The sequence below is a fragment of the Streptomyces indicus genome (assembly GCF_900100315.1).
GTDB classification, from domain to species: domain Bacteria; phylum Actinomycetota; class Actinomycetes; order Streptomycetales; family Streptomycetaceae; genus Streptomyces; species Streptomyces indicus.
In genome coordinates this window covers 469,636-486,568 of record NZ_FNFF01000004.1, presented here as the reverse complement: position 1 = coordinate 486,568, position 16,933 = coordinate 469,636, and the positions used below count along the sequence as shown (strand labels likewise).

General features: G+C 72.9%; 18 protein-coding genes. 12 read left to right on the top strand and 6 right to left on the bottom strand.

Going from position 1 to position 16,933, the window contains the following annotated elements; genetic code table 11:
* Nucleotides 1-58 precede the first annotated feature (58 nt).
* The 3 genes from BLT97_RS14185 (at nt 59) to BLT97_RS14175 (ending at nt 2,781) form a co-directional block, all read left to right on the top strand.
* Nucleotides 59-595, top strand: a complete 537-nt coding sequence (locus BLT97_RS14185) for a MarR family winged helix-turn-helix transcriptional regulator (protein WP_093609805.1) — start codon at nt 59-61, stop codon at nt 593-595.
* A gap of 104 nt (nt 596-699) precedes the next feature.
* On the top strand, nt 700-2,361 hold the full coding sequence (locus BLT97_RS14180) for an ankyrin repeat domain-containing protein (RefSeq protein ID WP_093609803.1): 1,662 nt from the start codon (nt 700-702) through the stop codon (nt 2,359-2,361).
* Between the two features lie 84 nt (nt 2,362-2,445).
* The gene (locus BLT97_RS14175) at nt 2,446-2,781 is read left to right on the top strand and encodes a YnfA family protein (protein WP_093609801.1); all 336 of its coding nucleotides are present in this window, start codon (nt 2,446-2,448) and stop codon (nt 2,779-2,781) included.
* Nucleotides 2,782-2,820: 39 nt separating this feature from the next.
* Here the strand turns inward: BLT97_RS14175 and BLT97_RS14170 are convergent, their stop codons facing one another.
* A complete protein-coding gene (locus tag BLT97_RS14170; RefSeq protein ID WP_093609799.1) occupies nt 2,821-3,750 on the bottom strand; it encodes an SDR family oxidoreductase in 930 nt (309 codons plus the stop codon).
* 1 nt (nt 3,751) lies between these two features.
* Nucleotides 3,752-4,516 carry an SDR family oxidoreductase gene (locus tag BLT97_RS14165; RefSeq protein ID WP_093609797.1) on the bottom strand — a complete coding sequence of 255 codons (765 nt, stop codon included), beginning with the start codon at nt 4,514-4,516 and terminating at the stop codon, nt 3,752-3,754.
* A gap of 56 nt (nt 4,517-4,572) precedes the next feature.
* Between BLT97_RS14165 and BLT97_RS14160 the strand changes: the two genes are divergently transcribed.
* Genes BLT97_RS14160 through BLT97_RS14140 form a run of 5 tightly spaced genes read left to right on the top strand, consistent with a single transcriptional unit; the run spans nt 4,573 to nt 8,952 of the window.
* Nucleotides 4,573-5,334: an enoyl-CoA hydratase family protein gene (locus BLT97_RS14160; RefSeq protein ID WP_093609795.1), complete on the top strand. Its 762-nt coding sequence runs from the start codon at nt 4,573-4,575 to the stop codon at nt 5,332-5,334.
* Between the two features lie 2 nt (nt 5,335-5,336).
* Nucleotides 5,337-6,185 carry a CoA transferase subunit A gene (locus BLT97_RS14155; protein WP_093609793.1) on the top strand — a complete coding sequence of 283 codons (849 nt, stop codon included), beginning with the start codon at nt 5,337-5,339 and terminating at the stop codon, nt 6,183-6,185.
* On the top strand, nt 6,182-6,925 hold the full coding sequence (locus BLT97_RS14150) for a CoA-transferase subunit beta (protein ID WP_093609791.1): 744 nt from the start codon (nt 6,182-6,184) through the stop codon (nt 6,923-6,925). Before BLT97_RS14155 ends, BLT97_RS14150 begins: the two co-directional genes overlap by 4 nt.
* Nucleotides 6,925-8,040, top strand: coding sequence for an NAD(P)H-dependent flavin oxidoreductase (locus BLT97_RS14145; RefSeq protein ID WP_093609789.1), 1,116 nt, complete (start codon nt 6,925-6,927; stop codon nt 8,038-8,040). The genes BLT97_RS14150 and BLT97_RS14145 overlap by 1 nt, the downstream gene beginning before the upstream one ends.
* A 27-nt stretch (nt 8,041-8,067) precedes the next feature.
* The gene (locus BLT97_RS14140) at nt 8,068-8,952 is read left to right on the top strand and encodes a tyrosine-protein phosphatase (RefSeq protein WP_093609787.1); all 885 of its coding nucleotides are present in this window, start codon (nt 8,068-8,070) and stop codon (nt 8,950-8,952) included.
* On the opposite strand, the gene BLT97_RS14135 is transcribed toward BLT97_RS14140, so the two are convergent.
* Nucleotides 8,930-10,363, bottom strand: a complete 1,434-nt coding sequence (locus tag BLT97_RS14135) for an MFS transporter (RefSeq protein ID WP_245769315.1) — start codon at nt 10,361-10,363, stop codon at nt 8,930-8,932. The two genes, BLT97_RS14140 and BLT97_RS14135, sit on opposite strands and share 23 nt — an antisense overlap.
* 143 nt (nt 10,364-10,506) lie before the next feature.
* Between BLT97_RS14135 and BLT97_RS14130 the strand changes: the two genes are divergently transcribed.
* Nucleotides 10,507-11,007: an HIT family protein gene (locus BLT97_RS14130; RefSeq protein ID WP_093609783.1), complete on the top strand. Its 501-nt coding sequence runs from the start codon at nt 10,507-10,509 to the stop codon at nt 11,005-11,007.
* Nucleotides 11,008-11,060: 53 nt separating this feature from the next.
* Here BLT97_RS14130 and BLT97_RS14125 read toward each other — a convergent pair whose 3' ends face one another.
* Genes BLT97_RS14125 through BLT97_RS14115 form a run of 3 tightly spaced genes read right to left on the bottom strand, consistent with a single transcriptional unit; the run spans nt 11,061 to nt 13,693 of the window.
* A complete protein-coding gene (locus BLT97_RS14125) occupies nt 11,061-12,218 on the bottom strand; it encodes an acetyl-CoA C-acetyltransferase (protein WP_093609781.1) in 1,158 nt (385 codons plus the stop codon).
* A 26-nt stretch (nt 12,219-12,244) separates the two neighbouring features.
* A complete protein-coding gene (locus BLT97_RS14120) occupies nt 12,245-12,832 on the bottom strand; it encodes a TetR/AcrR family transcriptional regulator (RefSeq protein WP_093610018.1) in 588 nt (195 codons plus the stop codon).
* A 54-nt stretch (nt 12,833-12,886) separates the two neighbouring features.
* On the bottom strand, nt 12,887-13,693 hold the full coding sequence (locus tag BLT97_RS14115; protein WP_093609779.1) for an SDR family oxidoreductase: 807 nt from the start codon (nt 13,691-13,693) through the stop codon (nt 12,887-12,889).
* Between the two features lie 75 nt (nt 13,694-13,768).
* Between BLT97_RS14115 and BLT97_RS14110 the strand changes: the two genes are divergently transcribed.
* The 3 genes from BLT97_RS14110 (at nt 13,769) to BLT97_RS14100 (ending at nt 16,858) form a co-directional block, all read left to right on the top strand.
* Complete coding sequence (locus BLT97_RS14110; protein ID WP_093609777.1) at nt 13,769-14,929, top strand: acyl-CoA dehydrogenase family protein; 1,161 nt, start codon at nt 13,769-13,771, stop codon at nt 14,927-14,929.
* Nucleotides 14,926-15,927, top strand: a complete 1,002-nt coding sequence (locus BLT97_RS14105) for an acyl-CoA dehydrogenase family protein (protein ID WP_093609775.1) — start codon at nt 14,926-14,928, stop codon at nt 15,925-15,927. The genes BLT97_RS14110 and BLT97_RS14105 overlap by 4 nt, the downstream gene beginning before the upstream one ends.
* A 79-nt stretch (nt 15,928-16,006) precedes the next feature.
* Nucleotides 16,007-16,858, top strand: a complete 852-nt coding sequence (locus BLT97_RS14100) for a uracil-DNA glycosylase (protein WP_093609773.1) — start codon at nt 16,007-16,009, stop codon at nt 16,856-16,858.
* Nucleotides 16,859-16,933 lie beyond the last annotated feature (75 nt).

Genomic DNA, 16,933 nt, shown 5'->3' with positions numbered 1-16,933 from the left:
ACCTCCGCGATCGCAACTCTTTCGTTCGCCCGAACTAAATTTTTGCTAGTCTGCCGCCATGACCAGGGCCGAGGAAGCAGCCGAGGAAGCAGGCGAGGAAGCCGTCCAGGAAGCGGTCGAGGAGGCAGGCGGGCAGGCAGAAGGCGAGCGCGCCGCCGTCCTGGAGCGCCTGATGGAGACCGGCCGCGAGAACAGCGCCTCCACGGTGATGTTCCACAGCGCCATCGCCGCCCGGCAGGGACTGAGCGCCACTGAGACGAAGACCCTCGACCTGCTCGTGCAGCACGGCCCGCTGACCGCCAAGGACCTCGCCGGGCACACCGGCCTCGCGCCCGCGTCCGTGACCGGCCTGGTCGACCGGCTCGAGTCCAAGGGGTACGTACGCCGGGCCAAGCACGCCACCGACAAGCGGCGCGTGGTGATCGAGCTCGACCAGGAGAAGCTCTCCGGTCTCGCCGCGTTCTTCGACGACTGGGCCAAGGAGATCGTGGCGCTCTGCGAGCCGTTCAGCGTCGACGAACTGGAGACGGTGATCCGCTTCCTCTCGGCCACCACCGAGCTCCAGCGCCGGACGGCCGCCCGCCTCGCGGACTGACCGCCGCCCCGTTCCCGGACCGGGCCCGCGGACCGGGCCCGCGGACCGGGTGCCGCACGAAAACCTTTGCGTTCGACCGCCTGCCGGGTGAAGGTAGTCGAAGCATGAAGAACCATCACGCCCCGGACCAAACCGCCGAATCAGCCCTCTTCTCCGCCGTGTTCGCCGGGGACGAGAACGCCGCCGTGCGCCTGCTGCGCTCCGGCGTCGACCCCGACACAGCCGACGAGGACGGCGAGACGCTGCTCTACGTGGCGGCGATGAACAACCAGCCCGGCATCGTGCGCCTGCTGCTCGCGGCGGGCGCGGACCCGTCCCGTCTGAGCTCCGGCGCCGATCTGCCGCTGTGCGGCGCGGCCTGCGCGGGCCATCACGAGGTCGTACGGGCGCTGCTCGCCGCGGGCGCGGCGCCGGACGAGCCCGAGGAGGGCGGGTTCACGGCGCTCGCCTGGGCCGTGCAGCTCGGCCACGCGGACACCGCCGCGGCGCTGCTGGCCGCCGGCGCGGACCCGGAGCGCCCCGGCCCCGACGGCCTCTCGCCGCTGGTCTCGGCGGTACGGCGCGGCTCGTTCGGGACCGTACGGGCGCTGCTCTTCCACGGCGCACGGCCCACCCAGGAGGCGTTGGCCGAGGCGCGGCGCTGGCTGGCCACCGACATCGAGGCCGTGCTGCGCGCGGAGGTGTCCCAAGGGGCCGATCCCGCCGATGTGTTCGTGCGGCGCCTGCCCGAGTTCGCGGGGATCACGGTGAGCGTCGAGGTGCTGCGGCCCGGGGGCGGCGGCTTCGGGCGCGAGCAGCAGACGGGGCACGGCGCGATCGCCACGGTCCTGGAGCGCGAGCTGGGGGTGCGGGCGCCGTTCGGTGAACTCCTCGACCGCGCCGTGCGGTTCGCCGACCCCGACAACGAGAACTGGCGCGAGGCCGCGGGCGAACTGGCCGGGCGCGCCGACGAGGTGACGTATCAGGCGGCGGCCGCCCTGACCCGGGACGCGGACCCGCTGCGGCGGGCGTTCGCGGTGGACGTGCTCGGCCGGCTGTGCACCGGGGACGGGGGCCGGGCGTTCGCGGGCCGTGTGCTGCCGCTGCTGGTGAAGGCCGCCGACGGCGTTCTGGAGCGGGCCGGTGCGGCGCGGGACGGAGCCGGGGGTGCGCCGGACGGCGCCGGGGCCGCACACGGCGCGGTGCTCGCCCGGACCGTCGTACGGGCGTTGGGCGAGCCGGGCGACCCTGCCGCGCTCGCCTCCGTGCTGGCCTTCGCCACCCACCCGGACCCGCCGGTACGCGCCTTGGTGGCGGCCTGTGTGCACGCGCTTCTGGGGGGCGAGGAGAAGGCGGCCGCGGGCGACGGGGAGAAGTCGGGACCCGACGGCTCGGACCGAAGCGCCAACGCTCCTACCGACCAAGGCAGTTCGGACAGCCGGACCGAGACCGCCGCGCTCGCCCTCGCCCGGCTGACGAACGACCCGGACCCCGTGGTCCGCAACCGCGCCACCCTCGCGCTCTCCTGGTGCCCGAGCGACAGCCTGGAGGTCCGCGAGAGTCTCGCCGCGCGGCTGGCCGACAGCGATCCGGCGACGGTGGCCGAGGCCGCGCGGGGGCTCGCGGCGCGCCGTGACCCGCGCGCGGTCGAGGCCCTGGCCCGGCTGCTCAGCACGGGCGATCCGGAGAGTGCCGCGTACGACACGGCAGTTCAGGCCGTGGACGAGGTACGGGACGAACGGGCCCGGGCCATGCTGCGCGGGACGTTCCCGCGGATCGGGACCTGAGAACCCGAGGACCTGCCGCACGCATCCGCCCGCCGCACCCGTCCGTGCGACGGGCGGCGCGACGCGCGGTCCTAGCATGGGCGCATGATCGTCGCGCGTTCCGTCGCCCTCTTCGTCCTCGCCGCACTCCTCGAGATCGGTGGCGCGTGGCTCGTGTGGCAGGGCGTGCGCGAGCACAAGGGGTGGGTCTGGATCGGCGCGGGCGTGATCGCGCTCGGTCTGTACGGGGTGGTCGCCACCTTCCAGAGCGACGAGAACTTCGGCCGGATCCTCGCCGCGTACGGCGGGATCTTCGTGGCCGGTTCGATCGCCTGGGGCATGGTGGCCGACGGCTACCGGCCGGACCGGTTCGACGTCCTCGGGGCGCTGATCTGCCTGGCCGGGATGGCCGTGATCATGTACGCGCCCCGGGGACAGTGACGCCGGGCGACGACCCCGCACCCGACACCCTTCCTGCCCCTACCCCGCCCCGTACACCGCCCCCGGCACCTCCGCCTCGGCAAGGAGCTTGAGGGCCGTCTCGCCGACCTCCGCCGGGGACCACCGTGCCCCCTTGTCCGCCGAGGGGCCGCGGCGCCAGCCCTCCATCACCGTGACCTTGCCGGCCTCCACCTCGAAGACCCGCCCGGTCACGCCGTCCGAGGCGTCCGAGCCCAGCCACACCACCAGCGGCGACACGTTCTCCGGCGCCATCGCGTCGAACGCGCCCTCCTCGGGCGCCGCCATCGTCGCCGCGAAGGTCTCCTCCGTCATACGGGTGCGCGCCGCCGGGGCGATCGCGTTGACCTGCACCCCGTACCGGCCCATCTCGGCGGCCGCCACCGAGGTGAGCCCGAGGATGCCCGCCTTCGCCGCCGAGTAGTTGCCCTGCCCCACCGAGCCCAACAGCCCCGCTCCGGAGCTGGTGTTGATGACGCGGGCCGCCACCGTACGGCCCGCCTTCGCCTCCGCGCGCCACCACGCGGCCGCGTGCTTCAGCGGCAGGAAGTGGCCCTTGAGGTGGACCCGCATGACCGCGTCCCAGTCGTCCTCGTCGAGGTTGACCAGCATCCGGTCGCGCAGGAACCCGGCGTTGTTGACCAGGGTGTCGAGGCGTCCGTACGTGTCCAGCGCCGTCCGTACGAGCGAGGCCGCGCCCTCCGTCGTGGCGATGTCGCCGCCGTGCGCGACCGCCGAGCCGCCCGCGGCCTCGATCTCGGCGACGACCCGGGCCGCGGGGCTGTCCGCCCCGGCCGCGGTGCCGTCGAGGCCGACCCCGAGGTCGTTCACCACGACCTCGGCGCCCTCGGCCGCGAAGGCCAGGGCGTGCGCACGGCCGAGGCCGCGGCCCGCACCGGTGACGACCACCACGCGACCGGCGCACAGACCACCGGATGTCCCAACGGGCATATCAGCTCTCCTTGTTGACGTTCGCAGCGTCGAGAAAGGCGGGGCGCTCCCCGCCCCCGTGCAGCAGCAGGCTCGCCCCGCTGACGTAGGCGGCGCGGGGCGAGGCGAGGAAGACCGCCGCCTCGCCGACGTCCGCGGGCTCCGCGAGCCGCCCCAGCGGGACGGTGCCCGCGACGGCCGCGACGCTGGCCTCGTCGCCGTAGTGCAGCGCGGACAGTTCGGTGCGCACCATGCCGAGGACCAGCGTGTTCACACGGACCTCCGGCGCCCACTCCACCGCCATGGAGGAGGCGAGGTTCGCCAGGCCCGCCTTCGCCGCACCGTAGGCGGCGCTGCCGGGCGAAGGCCGCTGTCCGCTCACGCTGCCGATCATCACGATCGAGCCCCGGGCCTCGCGCAGCAGCGGGTAAGCGGCGAGCGAGACGGTCAGCGGCACGACGAGGTTGAGTTCGAGCACGCGCGCGTGGCGGGCCGCGTCACCCTCCGCCAGCAACCGGTACGGGGTGCCGCCCGCGTTGTTGACCAGCACGTCCAACCGCCCGTACCGGCGGCCCACTTCGGCGAAGAGCTCCCCGACGGCCGCCGCGTCGCGCAGGTCCACGGCGATGAACTCCGCCTTGCGGCCGTCCGCTTCGACCGGCGCGTCCGGCGGTCTGCGCGCACACACCACCACCTGCGCCCCGGCCGCGAGAAAGGCCCTGGCGATTCCGGCGCCGACGCCACGGGTGCCGCCCGTGACGACCGCGACCCTCCCATCCATCTCCATTCGCTGCTACCTTCCCCACCTAACAAATGTTTGGTGGAAAGGTAGCTGATCCTCTCATGGGTGTCTCCACCTCGAGCCCGGACAAGGGCATCGCACAGGTCACCGTCGACTTCCCGCCCGTCAACGCCCTTCCCGTACAAGGCTGGTACGACCTGGCCGACGCCCTGCTCGCGGCGGGGCGCGACCCCGAGACGCGGGTCGTGGTACTCGCCGCGGCCGGCCGCGGTTTCAACGCCGGCGTGGACATCAAGGAGATGCAGCGCGACACCGGGCACGGCGCGCTCATCGGCGCCAACCGTGGCTGTTACGCGGCCTTTTCGGCGGTGTACGAGTGCGAGGTCCCGGTGGTCGCGGCGGTGCACGGGTTCTGCCTGGGCGGCGGGATCGGGCTCGTCGGCAACGCGGACGCGATCGTGGCGAGCGAGGACGCGACCTTCGGCCTGCCGGAGCTGGACCGCGGGGCACTCGGCGCCGCCACCCACCTGTCGCGGCTCGTCCCGCAGCATCTGATGCGCGCCCTGTACTACACCTCGCGCACCGCCACCGCCGCCGAGCTGTACCAGCACGGCTCGGTGTGGAAGGTCGTACCGCGCGAGCAACTCCTCGACGAAGCACTGGACTTGGCGCGCGAGATCGCGCAGAAGGACGGGTATCTGCTGCGGCTCGCGAAGGCCGCGATCAACGGGATCGACCCGGTGGACGTGCACCGCAGCTACCGCTTCGAGCAGGGCTTCACCTTCGAGGCCAACCTCAGCGGGGTCGCGGACCGCGTACGGGACACCTTCGGCGCACCGGAGAAGACCGGAAAGGAGGCCTGACGATGGCCGACAAGACCATGACCGTGGAGGCCGTCATCGGCCGCCTGGAGAGCGGGATGACCCTCGGCATCGGCGGCTGGGGCTCGCGCCGCAAGCCCATGGCGCTGGTCCGCGCGCTCCTGCGCTCGCCCGTCACGGGCCTCACCGTCGTCTCGTACGGCGGCCCCGACGTGGGCCTGCTCGCGGCCGCGGGCCGGATCCGCAAGCTGGTCACCCCCTTCACCACCCTCGACTCCATCCCCCTCGAACCGCACTTCCGCGCCGCGCGCGAGAGCGGGGCCTTCGAGCTGACGGAGGTCGACGAGGCGATGTTCATGTGGGGGCTGCACGCGGCCGCGAACCGGCTGCCGTTCCTGCCCGTGCGGGCCGGCATCGGCTCGGACGTCATGCGCGTCAACCCGTCTCTCAAGACGGTGACTTCACCGTACGAGGACGGCGAGACCTTCGTCGCGATGCCGGCCCTGCGCCTGGACGCGGCCTTCGTCCACCTCAACCGCGCCGACCGGCTCGGCAACGGCCAGTATCTGGGCCCGGACCCGTACTTCGACGACCTGTTCTGCGAGGCCGCCGACGCCGCGTACGTCAGCTGCGAACGGATCGTGGAGACGGCCGAGCTGACGAAGGAGGCCGCGCCCCAGACGCTCCTGGTCAAACGGCACAGCGTCACCGGTGTGATCGAGACGCCCAACGGCGCGCACTTCACCTCCTGTGCGCCCGACTACGGGCGCGACGAGCCCTTCCAGAAGCTGTACGCCACCACGCCGTACGCCGAGTTCGCCGAGCGCTTCCTCGCCGGGGACGAGGCCGCCTACCAGTCGGCCGTGGAGGCCTGGCACGAGGAGCAGAAGTGACGACGACCGTGCAGATCACCCGTGCCGAATACTGCGTGATCGCCTGCGCCGAGGCCTGGCGGGACAACGGCGAAGTGCTCGCCAGCCCCATGGGGTTGATCCCCGGCTTCGGCGCGCGCCTGGCCAAGCGCACCTTCTCGCCCGACCTGCTCCTCACCGACGGCGAGGCGATGCTCGTCGACCTGGACGGCACGGTCGAGGGCTGGCTGCCGTACCGCCAGCACCTCGCCATGGCCACGGGCGGCAAGCGGCACGTGATGATGGGCGCGAGCCAGATCGACCGGTACGGGAACCAGAACATCTCCTGCATCGGCGCCTGGGAGCAGCCCAAGCGGCAGCTGCTCGGCGTGCGCGGCGCGCCCGTCAACACCCTCAACAATCCGACGAGTTACTGGATCCCGAAGCACTCCAGGCGGGTCTTCGTGGAGCAGGTCGACATGGTGTCCGGGGTCGGCCACCGGCGCGCGGCCGAGGCGGGCCCGAGCGCCACGCGCTACCACCGGCTGCCGCGCGTGGTCACGAACCTGGGCGTCTTCGACTTCGAGACCCCCGACCACGCGATGCGGCTCGCCTCCCTGCATCCGGGCGTCACCGTGGACGAGGTGGTCGAGGCCACCGGTTTCACGCTCGTCATCCCCGCGGACGTACCGCTGACGCGTGAACCGACCGCGCACGAGCTGGAGTTGATCCGCGAGGTCATCGACCCGCGCGCGCTGCGCGACCGCGAGGTGCCGGCCTGATGGAGACCGCACTCACGCGCCTCGTCGGCGTCCGCCACCCGATCGTCCAGACCGGCATGGGCTGGGTGGCCGGCCCGCGCCTGGTCTCGGCCACGGCGAACGCGGGCGCGCTCGGCATTCTGGCCTCGGCGACGATGACCGTCGATCAACTGCGTTCGGCGGTACGGGAGGTGAAGTCCCGCACCTCGGAACCCTTCGGCGTGAACCTGCGGGCGGACGCCGGGGACGCGGGCGACCGGGTGCGGATCATCATCGACGAGGGCGTGAAGGTGGCCTCCTTCGCCCTCGCCCCCTCGCGCGAGCTGATCGCGGAGCTCAAGGAGGCGGGCGTGGTCGTCGTCCCCTCGATCGGGGCGCGCCGGCACGCCGAGAAGGTGGCCGCCTGGGGTGCGGACGCGGTGATCGTGCAGGGCGGCGAGGGCGGCGGGCACACGGGCGACGTGGCGACGACCGTGCTGCTGCCGCAGGTGGTCGACGCCGTGGACATCCCGGTGGTGGCGGCGGGCGGGTTCCATGACGGACGCGGGCTCGTGGCCGCGCTCGCGTACGGGGCGGCGGGTGTCGCCATGGGCACCCGCTTCCTGCTCACCTCCGACTCGACCGTCCCCGACGCCGTCAAGGCCCGCTATCTCGCGGCGACGGTCAAGGACGTCACAGTCACGACGGCCGTGGACGGACTGCCGCACCGCATGCTCCGTACCGACCTCGTCACCTCGCTCGAGAACGCGGGCCGCACCCGCACGCTCGCCCGCGCGGTCCGCCACGCGGCGGCCTTCCGCAAGCTGTCCGGCCTCAGCTGGCGGCAGATGGTGCGCGACGGGCTCGCCATGAAGCACGGCAAGGAGCTGGCCTGGAGCCAGGTCCTGCTCGCTGCGAACAGCCCCATGCTGCTCAAGGCCTCGATGGTCGAGGGCCGCACCGACCTCGGCGTGATGGCCTCCGGGCAGGTCGCGGGCGTCATCGAGGACCTGCCCTCCTGCAAGGAGCTGGTGGACCGCGTGATGGCCGAGGCCGAGGCGGTCCTCGTACGGCTGAACACTCCGTCGCACGAGCCCGCCCCACCCCAATCTTCCGCACCGGCACCAGCGCACGGCACCCTGCCGACACCAGGGTGATCCCCTTCCCCGTACGGGAGGAGCGTCATGCCCCTGACGAGACGCGCACTGCTGAGCACCACCGCCGCGACGGCCGCCCTTGCGGTCGCCGCGGCGCCCGCCGCCGCGCACCGGCCCACGGCTGTACGGCGGCACATCCCGCTCCAGGGCGCGGTCAACGTCCGTGACCTGGGCGGCTACCGCACGTACGACGGCGACGCGGTCCGCTACGGCCGGGTGTACCGCGCCGACGAACTCGGCAAGCTCACCGACGCGGACGTGACCACCCTCGCCGGGCTCCGGTTGACACGTGCCATCGACTTCCGGGTCCCGTTCGAGGTGCAGCAGAACGGTGCGGACCGGCTGCCCGCGGGAGTGACCCCGGTGGCGCGCCCGGTGAGCGATCTCGGCCTGTACGCACAGCTGCTCCAGATCATCGGCTCACGCGATCCCGTACGCCAGGAGGCCGCCCTCGGCGGCGACCGGGGCGCGGAGCTGATGCGGACGATCTACCGCGCGTTCGTCACGGACGCCGCCAACCGCACGCAGTTCGCGGACACCCTGCGCGATCTGGCGCGGGCCCGCGGCCCGGTGCTCTACCACTGCACCTCGGGCAAGGACCGTACGGGCTGGACGAGTTATCTGCTGCTCCGCCTGGTGGGCGTGCCCGACTCGACGGCGAAGGAGGACTTCCTCGCGTCCAACACCTACCGCGCAGAGGCCGACCGCCGCACGCGGGAGGGCATCCGGGCACTGGGCCTGATGCAGAACCCGGACCTGCTGATCCCGGTCCAGGAGGTGCGGCCCGACTATCTGGGGGCCGCGCTGGACCAGGCGAAGGCGGACTTCGGCGGGCTGACCGGCTACGTACGAGATGGGCTCGGCCTGAACTGGGGGGTGATCGCGGCGCTCAGGGCGCGGCTGGTGGACTGAGCCGGTCGTCGGCGGCCATGGCGGGCGCGGCCGCCGGTCCGACGGCGGCCTTGTCCGCGGGCTCGGCGGTGACCGTTCCCGCGGGCCGGGCGGCCGGGTCCGCCGTCCGGCCCGCGGCGGTCGGCAGCTCCTCGGCCCTCGGCCGCCCCTCGGCCGTACCGGTCCTCGCCTCCATTACCGCCAACCGCCGTGCGCTCGCGGCCCGTTGCACGACGGACAGCCCGGCGAGCACACCGCCGAGCGCGAGCCAACCGGCCGGGCCCGCCGCCATCACCGCACCGGTGACCAGCGGCGGGCCCGCGGACTTCTGCACGGACTGGGCCATTCCCGCGACGCCCAGGTAGGCGGCACGCTCGCGCTCCGGGGCGAGCGAGACGGCGAGTTCCCAGGAGCTGACCGAGCGCAGCAGCTCCGCGACGGTCACCACGACCGCCGTGAGCACGAGCAGCACCGCGGCCCACGCCGCCGAGGTCACGGCGGACAGCGCGAGCAGCCCGCAGCCCGCCGCGACCGCGACCCCGTAACTCCGCAGGGCCCGTACCGCGCCCTGCGGCCCGTCGAAGCGCGCGGAGAACGGGAGTTGGAGCAGCACCACCATCACCGTGTTGACCACAAGGAACACCGGCACGAGCAGATGCGGCGCATCCGTGCTGCTCACCAGCCACAGGGGCAGGCCGACCATCAGGATCGTGTCGTCGAGGTTCAGCGGGACGTCGAGCAGCACGAACCGCAGATACCCGCGGTCCCGCCACGGCCCGCGCCGACGCCTCCGCGAACTCTCCTGCCCTGCCCCGGACTTGACGACTCCTGCGGGGGTACGCAGCCGCGTGCAGCGCACCAGAAGCGCCGCCACCAGGAACGAGAGAACATTGGCGAGGATCAGCGTCCGGTACGCGCCGAAGACCAGGCCGAGCGCGGCGATCCCGGCGCCGAGCGCGTACCCGGCGTTCGCGACCGTACGGAACAGGGCCTGGTAGGTGCCCCGCCGCTCCCCCGCCACCTCGGTCGCGAACACCATCTCCAGCGTCTTGGCGGCCCGGTCGCCGGCGGAGGTCAGGGCCACGACCGGCAGCAGCGCGGCGAAGCTGTCGAGGACGAGCAGCAGCCCGACGCTGCCGATCCGCAGCACGTGGCAGGCGATGAGCAGGGTCCGCACCGGGAAGCTCATCGCGAGCCGCCCGGCGACCGGCGACCCGGCGATGCCCGCCACGCCCGCGATCCCGAGGAGCAGCCCGATCCGGGCGGCGTCGAGCCCGGTGACGACGGTGAAGTACAGGACGCACGAGGCGGCCCACACCCCGGTCCCCGTCCGGTCGACGAACTGCGCGGACAGCATCAGCCGCGCATCACGCCCGCCGGGCGGCCGCCTCAACTGCCCGATCAGCCCCGCGCCGTTGCCCTTTCCCCGCACCGCTCCCCCGATTTATCTCGACATCAAGACACCGCGGCAGTCTCACACCGAAGAATCTCGACGTCAAGAGAAATCCTGTTCCGCCCGGACCGCCCCCACCTAGCCGGACCCGAATCGACCCGCCCCGACCCGAGGGAGACGACATGCCCGGCACATGGCGCACGGACCGCATCGCCACGGCCCTGTCCGGCGAAAACCCCACGGTGCTCCGCCGATTGACCGCGGGCTTCGCGGTGATCGGCGACACCCAGTTCCTGCCGGGCTACTCGGTCCTCCTGACCGACACCCCGGGCGTGGAACGCCTCACGGACCTCCCCCGCCCACGCCGCCTCGCCTTCCTCGACGACATGGAGCGCCTCGGCGAGGCGGTGGAGCGGGTGTGCGGGCGGCTCGACCCGGGGTTCCGCCGGGTCAACCTGGAGATCCTCGGCAACAAGGACCCGTTCCTGCACGCCCATGTCTGGCCGCGCTACGACTGGGAGCCACCGGAGCTCGCCGTCAAGCCCGTCTGGCTGTACCCGCCCGACCGCTGGGCGGACCCTCGTCACGTGCTCGGGCCGGAACACACCCTGCTGCGCGCGGAGTTGGGGCGGGAGCTGGACCTGCTCGGGGCGGTACGCGACGGCCGGGGCCCCGGCGGATGATCCGCCGTGACCCCGGCCCGGTGCGCGCCTCGCCGGAGGACCGGCCCCGGCGCTCAGAGCCGCTCGATGATCGTCACATTCGCCTGGCCGCCACCCTCACACATCGTCTGCAACCCGAACCGCCCGCCCGTGCGCTCCAGTTCGTGCAGCAGCGTGGTCATCAGCTTCACGCCCGTGGCGCCCAGTGGGTGGCCGAGGGCGATGGCGCCGCCGTTGACGTTGACCTTCTCGGGGTCCGCGCCCGTCTCCTTGAGCCAGGCGAGGACCACCGGGGCGAAGGCCTCGTTGATCTCGACGAGGTCGATGTCGCCGATGGACATGCCCGTCTTCTTCAGCGCGTACGCCGTCGCCGGGATCGGGGCCGACAGCATGCGGATGGGGTCCTCGCCGCGTACGGAGAGGTGGTGGATACGGGCGCGCGGGGTCAACCCGTGCTCCCGTACGGCCTGTTCGGAGGCGATCAGCATCGCCGCCGCGCCGTCCGAGACCTGCGAGGAGCAGGCCGCCGTGATCGTGCCGCCCTCCACCACGGGGTTCAGGCCCGCCATCTTCTCCAGGGAGGTGTCGCGGCGCGGGCCCTCGTCCACGGTCACGTCGCCGTAGGCGACGGTCTCGCGCGCGAAGCGGCCCTCGTCGATGGCGCGCAGGGCCCGCTGGTGGGAGCGCAGGGCGAACTCCTCCTGGTCGCGGCGCGTGATCCCCCACTTCTGCGCGATCAGCTCCGCGCCGTGGAACTGGTTCACGGGCTGCTTGCCGTAGCGCGCCTCCCAGCCCACCGAGCCGTGGAAGGGCCCTTCGGTCAGGCCGAGAGGTTCGCCGGCCTGGCGCGACGCGAAGGCGATCGGGATCATCGTCATGTTCTGGACGCCGCCCGCCACGACCAGATCCTGCGTACCGGACAGGACGCCCTGCGCGGCGAAGTGCACGGCCTGCTGCGAGGAGCCGCACTGCCGGTCCACGGTCACACCCGGCACCTCCTCGGGCAGCCCGGCCGCCAGCCACGCGGTGCGCGCGATGTCCCCGGCCTGCGGCCCGACGGTGTCGAGGCAGCCGAAGACCACGTCCTCCACGGCCGCGGCGTCGATCCCCGCGCGCTCCACCAGCGCCTTGAGCACATGCGCGCCCAGGTCCGCGGGGTGCACCTGGGACAGTCCGCCCTTGCGGCGGCCCACCGGCGTACGGACCGCTTCGACTATGTAGGCCTCGGCCATGACAACTCCCCAATCAGGAAACTGAGTTACTCGCGTACGGCGATTCCGTCCAGGACCATCGACAGGTACTGCCGGGCGATCTCCTCCGGGCTGTGCTGCCCGCCGGGCCGGTACCAGGACGCGGCCACCCACACGGTGTCGCGCACGAAGCGGTACGTGAGGCGGATGTCCAGGTCGGAGCGGAAGACCTGGGCCGCGACGCCGCGTTCGAGGGTGCCGAGCCAGGCCTTCTCGAACTTCTGCTGCGACTCGACGAGATAGCCGAAGCGCTCCTGCTTGGCGAGGTGCTTCGACTCCTTCTGGTAGATCGCGACGGCCGCCCGGTGCCGGTCGATCTCCCGGAAGGACTCCGTGACCAGGGCCTCGATGGTCTCGCGCGGCCCTAGGCCGGCGGCGAGCACGGCGTCGTAGCCCTGCCAGAGCTCTTCGAGGAAGGAGGAGAGGATCTCGTCGAGGATCCCCTCCTTGGAGTCGAAGTGGTAGTAGAGGCTGCCCGCGAGCATCCCCGCCTCGTCGGCGATCTTGCGGACGGTGGTGGCGTTGTACCCCTGCGCGGCGAACACCTCGGCGGCGGTCGCGAGGAGTTCGCGGCGGCGGGCGGGCGACGGGGTCACGGTCTTGTCGTTCTGCTTCGGCACCCCACCATTGTCCGCCCGCACGACCGGCGCCTACGCATGCTGGCTGCTCACGGAGACGACCTCGCCCGTCATGTACGAGGAGTAGGGGCCGGCCAGGAACACGATCACGTTGGCCACCTCCCACGGCTCGGCGTACCGCCCGAAGGCCTCGCGCGCCGTCAGTTCCTCGAGCAGCTCCGGGGTCGTGACCTTCACGAGGTGCGGGTGCATGGCGAGGCTCGGCGAGACGGCGTTGACCCGCACCCCGTACGCGGCCCCCTCGATTCCCGCGGTCCGCGTGAGTGCCATGACCCCGGCCTTCGCGGCCGCGTAGTGCGCCTGCCCGGCCTGCGCGCGCCAGCCGATGACGGAGGCGTTGTTGACGATCACGCCACCGGAGCCCGACTCCTTGAAGTGCCGCAGCGCCGCGCGCACGCAGCGGAAGGTGCCGTTGAGCGTGACGTCGAGGACGCGGCTCCACTGCTCGTCGGTCATGTCGACCAGGTCCGAAGTGCCGCCGAGGCCCGCGTTGTTGACGACCAGGTCGAGTCCTCCGTGGCGCTCGGCCACGTAGGAGAAAAGCGCCTGCACCTGGGACTCGTCGGTCACGTCGCAGGGCAGCGCGGCCACCTTGTCCGCCCCGAACTCCTTGGCGAGCTCGGCCTCCGACTCCGCTAGCCGGCGCTCGTGCGCGTCGCTGATGACCACGGACGCGCCCTCTTCGAGGAAGCGGCGGGCGGTGGCACCGCCGATGCCCGCCCCGGCGGCCGCGGTGATCACGGCGGTGCGCCCGTCGAGGAGCCCGTGGCCTTTCACGTACTGCGGCTTGCTGCCCGTCCCAGGCTTGTTGTCGGTCACGGCAGGAGGCTAACCTACCAAACACTTGTTAGGGAAGGTCGAAGACCGAAGGCCGGACGAGGAGTTGGGGCGCCCGTGGACCTGGACGAATCACCCGAGGAGCAGGCGTTCCGGCAGGAGGCCAGGCGATGGCTGCGCGCCAACGTCCCCTCGCAGCCGCTCACTTCACTGGAGACGGAGGAGGGCTTCGCCCAGCACCGGGCGTGGGAGGCCCGGCTGTCCGCCGACCGCTGGTCGGTGGTCTCCTGGCCGGAGGAGTACGGCGGCCGGGGCGTGGACATCTTCAAGTGGCTGATCTTCGAGGAGGAGTACTACGCGGCGGGCGGCCCGGGACGCGTCTCGCAGAACGGCATCAACCTCCTCGCCCCCACCCTCCTCGATCACGGCACCCCCGAGCAGAAGGCCCGGGTCCTGCCGCCGATGGCGAGCGGCGAGGTGATCTGGGCGCAGGCCTGGTCGGAGCCGGAGGCGGGAAGTGATCTGGCCTCGCTCAAGTCCCGCGCCGTACGCACCGACGGGGGCTGGCTGCTCAGCGGGCAGAAGACCTGGTCGTCGCGGGCGGCGTTCGCGGACCGGGCCTTCGGTATCTTCCGCACGGACCCGGACGCGGACCGCCCGCACCGCGGTCTCACGTATCTGATGTTCGATCTGCGGGCGCCTGGCGTGACGGTCCGCCCCATCGGACGCCTCGACGGCAAACCGGCCTTCGCCGAGCTCTTCCTCGACGAGGTGTTCGTGCCCGACGAGGACGTCATCGGCGAGGTGGGCCAGGGCTGGCGGATCGCCATGTCGACCACGGGCAACGAGCGCGGGCTCACGCTCCGCTCCCCCGGCCGCTTCCTGGCGGCGGCCGACCGGCTGCGCGAGCTCTGGCGTGAGCGGGGCGATCCCGCCGACACCGCGCTCAGGGACCGGGTGGCGGACGCGGTGGTCGGCGCCCGCGCGTACCAGCTGTTCACGGCCGCCAACGCCGCCCGTTTCGCCTGCGGCGAGACCATCGGTGCGGAGTCCTCCCTGAACAAGGTGTTCTGGTCGCAGTACGACATCGCGCTGCACGAGACCGCGCTCGATCTCCTCGGCGCGGACGGCGAGTTGGCCGCGCACGAGGGCGCTTACGACTGGGCCGAGGGCTATGTCTTCTCGCTCGCGGGTCCGGTCTACGCCGGCACCAACGAGATCCAGCGGGACATCATCGCCGAGCGGCTGCTCGGCCTGCCGAAGGGACGGCGCGCATGAGTTTCCTGCTCGACGACGAGCAGCGCGAGTTCGCCCGCAGCCTCGACGCGATGCTGACCACGACGGACGTTCCCTCCGTCGTACGGTCCTGGGGCGCCGGGGACTTCACCGCCGGGCGCGCGCTGTGGTCGCGGCTGGCGGAGGCGGGGGTGTTCGCGCTCGCGGTGCCCGAGGCGTACGAGGGCGTGGGTCCGCTGCCGGTCGAACTGGCCGTGGCGTATGTGGAGTTGGGGCGGCACGCGGTCCCGGGGCCGGTCGTGGAGACGGCGGCGGTCGCGGCGCTGCTCACCGCATCGGAGCGGTCCGGACCCGACGGCTCGGAGACCTCGGACTCCTCGGACGGCTCGGGCCACGCCAAGCGCCTGCTCCCGGCGATCGCGTCGGGCGAGGTGATGGCGACGGTCAAGGCGCCCGGCGGCCCGTACGCCTTGGACGCGGAGGCGGCCGACCTCTGTGTGACCTTCGCGGACGGCGCCCTGCACACCTGCACCGGGCACGGCCGCACCCGCCGCTCGGCGGACCCGGCCCGCCGCCTCACGGAACCGGGCGCGCCCGCCGAGCTCCTCACCTCCGACCGCACCGCCTTCGCGGCCACCGACGCCTGGGGCACGCTCGCGGCGGCGGCCCAGGCGCTCGGCGTGGGGCGCGCACTGCTCGACCGTACGGTCGCCTACGTCAAGCAGCGCAAGCAGTTCGGCACGGAGATCGGCAGCTTCCAGGCGGTGAAGCACCAACTGGCCGACGTACTCCTGGAGTTGGAGTTCGCCACGCCGCTCCTGTACGGCGCCGCCCTCACCCTGGACCGCGCCGACCTGGCCGCCGCGAAGCTCACCGCGTCCGAGGCGGCGTACCACGCCTCGCGCACCGCGCTCCAGCTGCACGGCGCGATCGGCTACACCGAGGAGCTCGACCTGTCGCTGTGGATCCGCAAGGCCCAGGCGCTGCGGACGGCCTGGGGGTCGCCCGCGGAGTGCCGGAGGCGGGTCCTGAAGGGGTAGGCCCTACGGTCGGAGTGGGTCATCGCCGCGGAGACATCCCTGGCGGGGACCCGCTCCGACGCGAAGGGAGGCGAGCACGATGGCGGCGGACGACGCAGCGCATGAGGACGACACCGGGCGTGAGGACGACTCCTCGCCTGAGGACGGCTCCGGGCACGCGGACGGCTCCGGGCACGCGGACGACGCCGGGCATCCGGCCCGCCGGGCTCCCGGCTGCGGCAGCGTCGAGGAGCTCGACGGCGCGGTGACGCACTGCCGCGCGTGCCCCCGGCTGGTGGAGTGGCGCGAGCGGGTCGCCCTGACGCGCCGGGCCGCCTTCAGGGGCGAGGAGTACTGGGGGCGGCCCGTGCCGGGCTTCGGTCCGCCCGATGCCGCGCTCGCCGTGGTCGGGCTCGCCCCGGCCGCGCACGGCGGCAACCGTACGGGCCGGATGTTCACCGGCGATCCCTCCGGCGACTTCCTCATCGCCGCCCTGTACGAGGCGGGCCTCGCCTCGCAGCCCACCTCCGTGCACGCCGGCGACGGACTGCGGCTGCACGGTGTCCGGCTGTCCGCACCGGTGCACTGCGCACCGCCGGACAACAAGCCCACACCCCTGGAGCGCGACACCTGCCGCCCCTGGCTGGCCCGCGAACTGGAACTGCTCCGCCCCACCCTGCGCACCGTGGTCGTCCTCGGCGGCTTCGGCTGGCAGGCGCTGCTGCCCGTGCTCGCGACGGCGGGCTGGCGGCTGCCCCGGCCGCGCCCGCGCTTCGGCCACGGCGTCCGCTTCACCGCGTACCACCCGGAGGACGGCCGCGAGCTGGCCGTGCTCGGCTGCTACCACCCCAGCCAGCGCAACACCTCCACCAGGCGCGTCACGGCGCCGATGCTCGTCGAGGTCCTCAGCCACGCGGCCCGCCTGGCGGGACTCGACGAGGGACGCGCCTGAGGACCGAACGGCGGATCCGGGACTTTTGCCGCGCATCCCCCCGCGATCTTCGGGTAAGCGGGGCGGTGTCCCGCA

Excerpts from the sequence above, each read along its gene's own strand:
- BLT97_RS14105 (WP_093609775.1), top strand. The coding sequence starts at position 14,926 with ATGAGTTTCCTGCTCGACGACGAGCAGCGCGAGTTCGCCCGCAGCCTC.
- BLT97_RS14175 (WP_093609801.1), top strand. The coding sequence starts at position 2,446 with ATGATCGTCGCGCGTTCCGTCGCCCTCTTCGTCCTCGCCGCACTCCTC.
- BLT97_RS14155 (WP_093609793.1), top strand. The coding sequence starts at position 5,337 with ATGGCCGACAAGACCATGACCGTGGAGGCCGTCATCGGCCGCCTGGAG.
- BLT97_RS14100 (WP_093609773.1), top strand. The coding sequence starts at position 16,007 with ATGGCGGCGGACGACGCAGCGCATGAGGACGACACCGGGCGTGAGGAC.
- BLT97_RS14140 (WP_093609787.1), top strand. The coding sequence starts at position 8,068 with ATGCCCCTGACGAGACGCGCACTGCTGAGCACCACCGCCGCGACGGCC.
- BLT97_RS14125 (WP_093609781.1), bottom strand. The coding sequence starts at position 12,218 with ATGGCCGAGGCCTACATAGTCGAAGCGGTCCGTACGCCGGTGGGCCGC.
- BLT97_RS14145 (WP_093609789.1), top strand. The coding sequence starts at position 6,925 with ATGGAGACCGCACTCACGCGCCTCGTCGGCGTCCGCCACCCGATCGTC.
- BLT97_RS14160 (WP_093609795.1), top strand. The coding sequence starts at position 4,573 with ATGGGTGTCTCCACCTCGAGCCCGGACAAGGGCATCGCACAGGTCACC.
- BLT97_RS14130 (WP_093609783.1), top strand. The coding sequence starts at position 10,507 with ATGCCCGGCACATGGCGCACGGACCGCATCGCCACGGCCCTGTCCGGC.
- BLT97_RS14180 (WP_093609803.1), top strand. The coding sequence starts at position 700 with ATGAAGAACCATCACGCCCCGGACCAAACCGCCGAATCAGCCCTCTTC.
- BLT97_RS14185 (WP_093609805.1), top strand. The coding sequence starts at position 59 with ATGACCAGGGCCGAGGAAGCAGCCGAGGAAGCAGGCGAGGAAGCCGTC.
- BLT97_RS14165 (WP_093609797.1), bottom strand. The coding sequence starts at position 4,516 with ATGGAGATGGATGGGAGGGTCGCGGTCGTCACGGGCGGCACCCGTGGC.
- BLT97_RS14170 (WP_093609799.1), bottom strand. The coding sequence starts at position 3,750 with ATGCCCGTTGGGACATCCGGTGGTCTGTGCGCCGGTCGCGTGGTGGTC.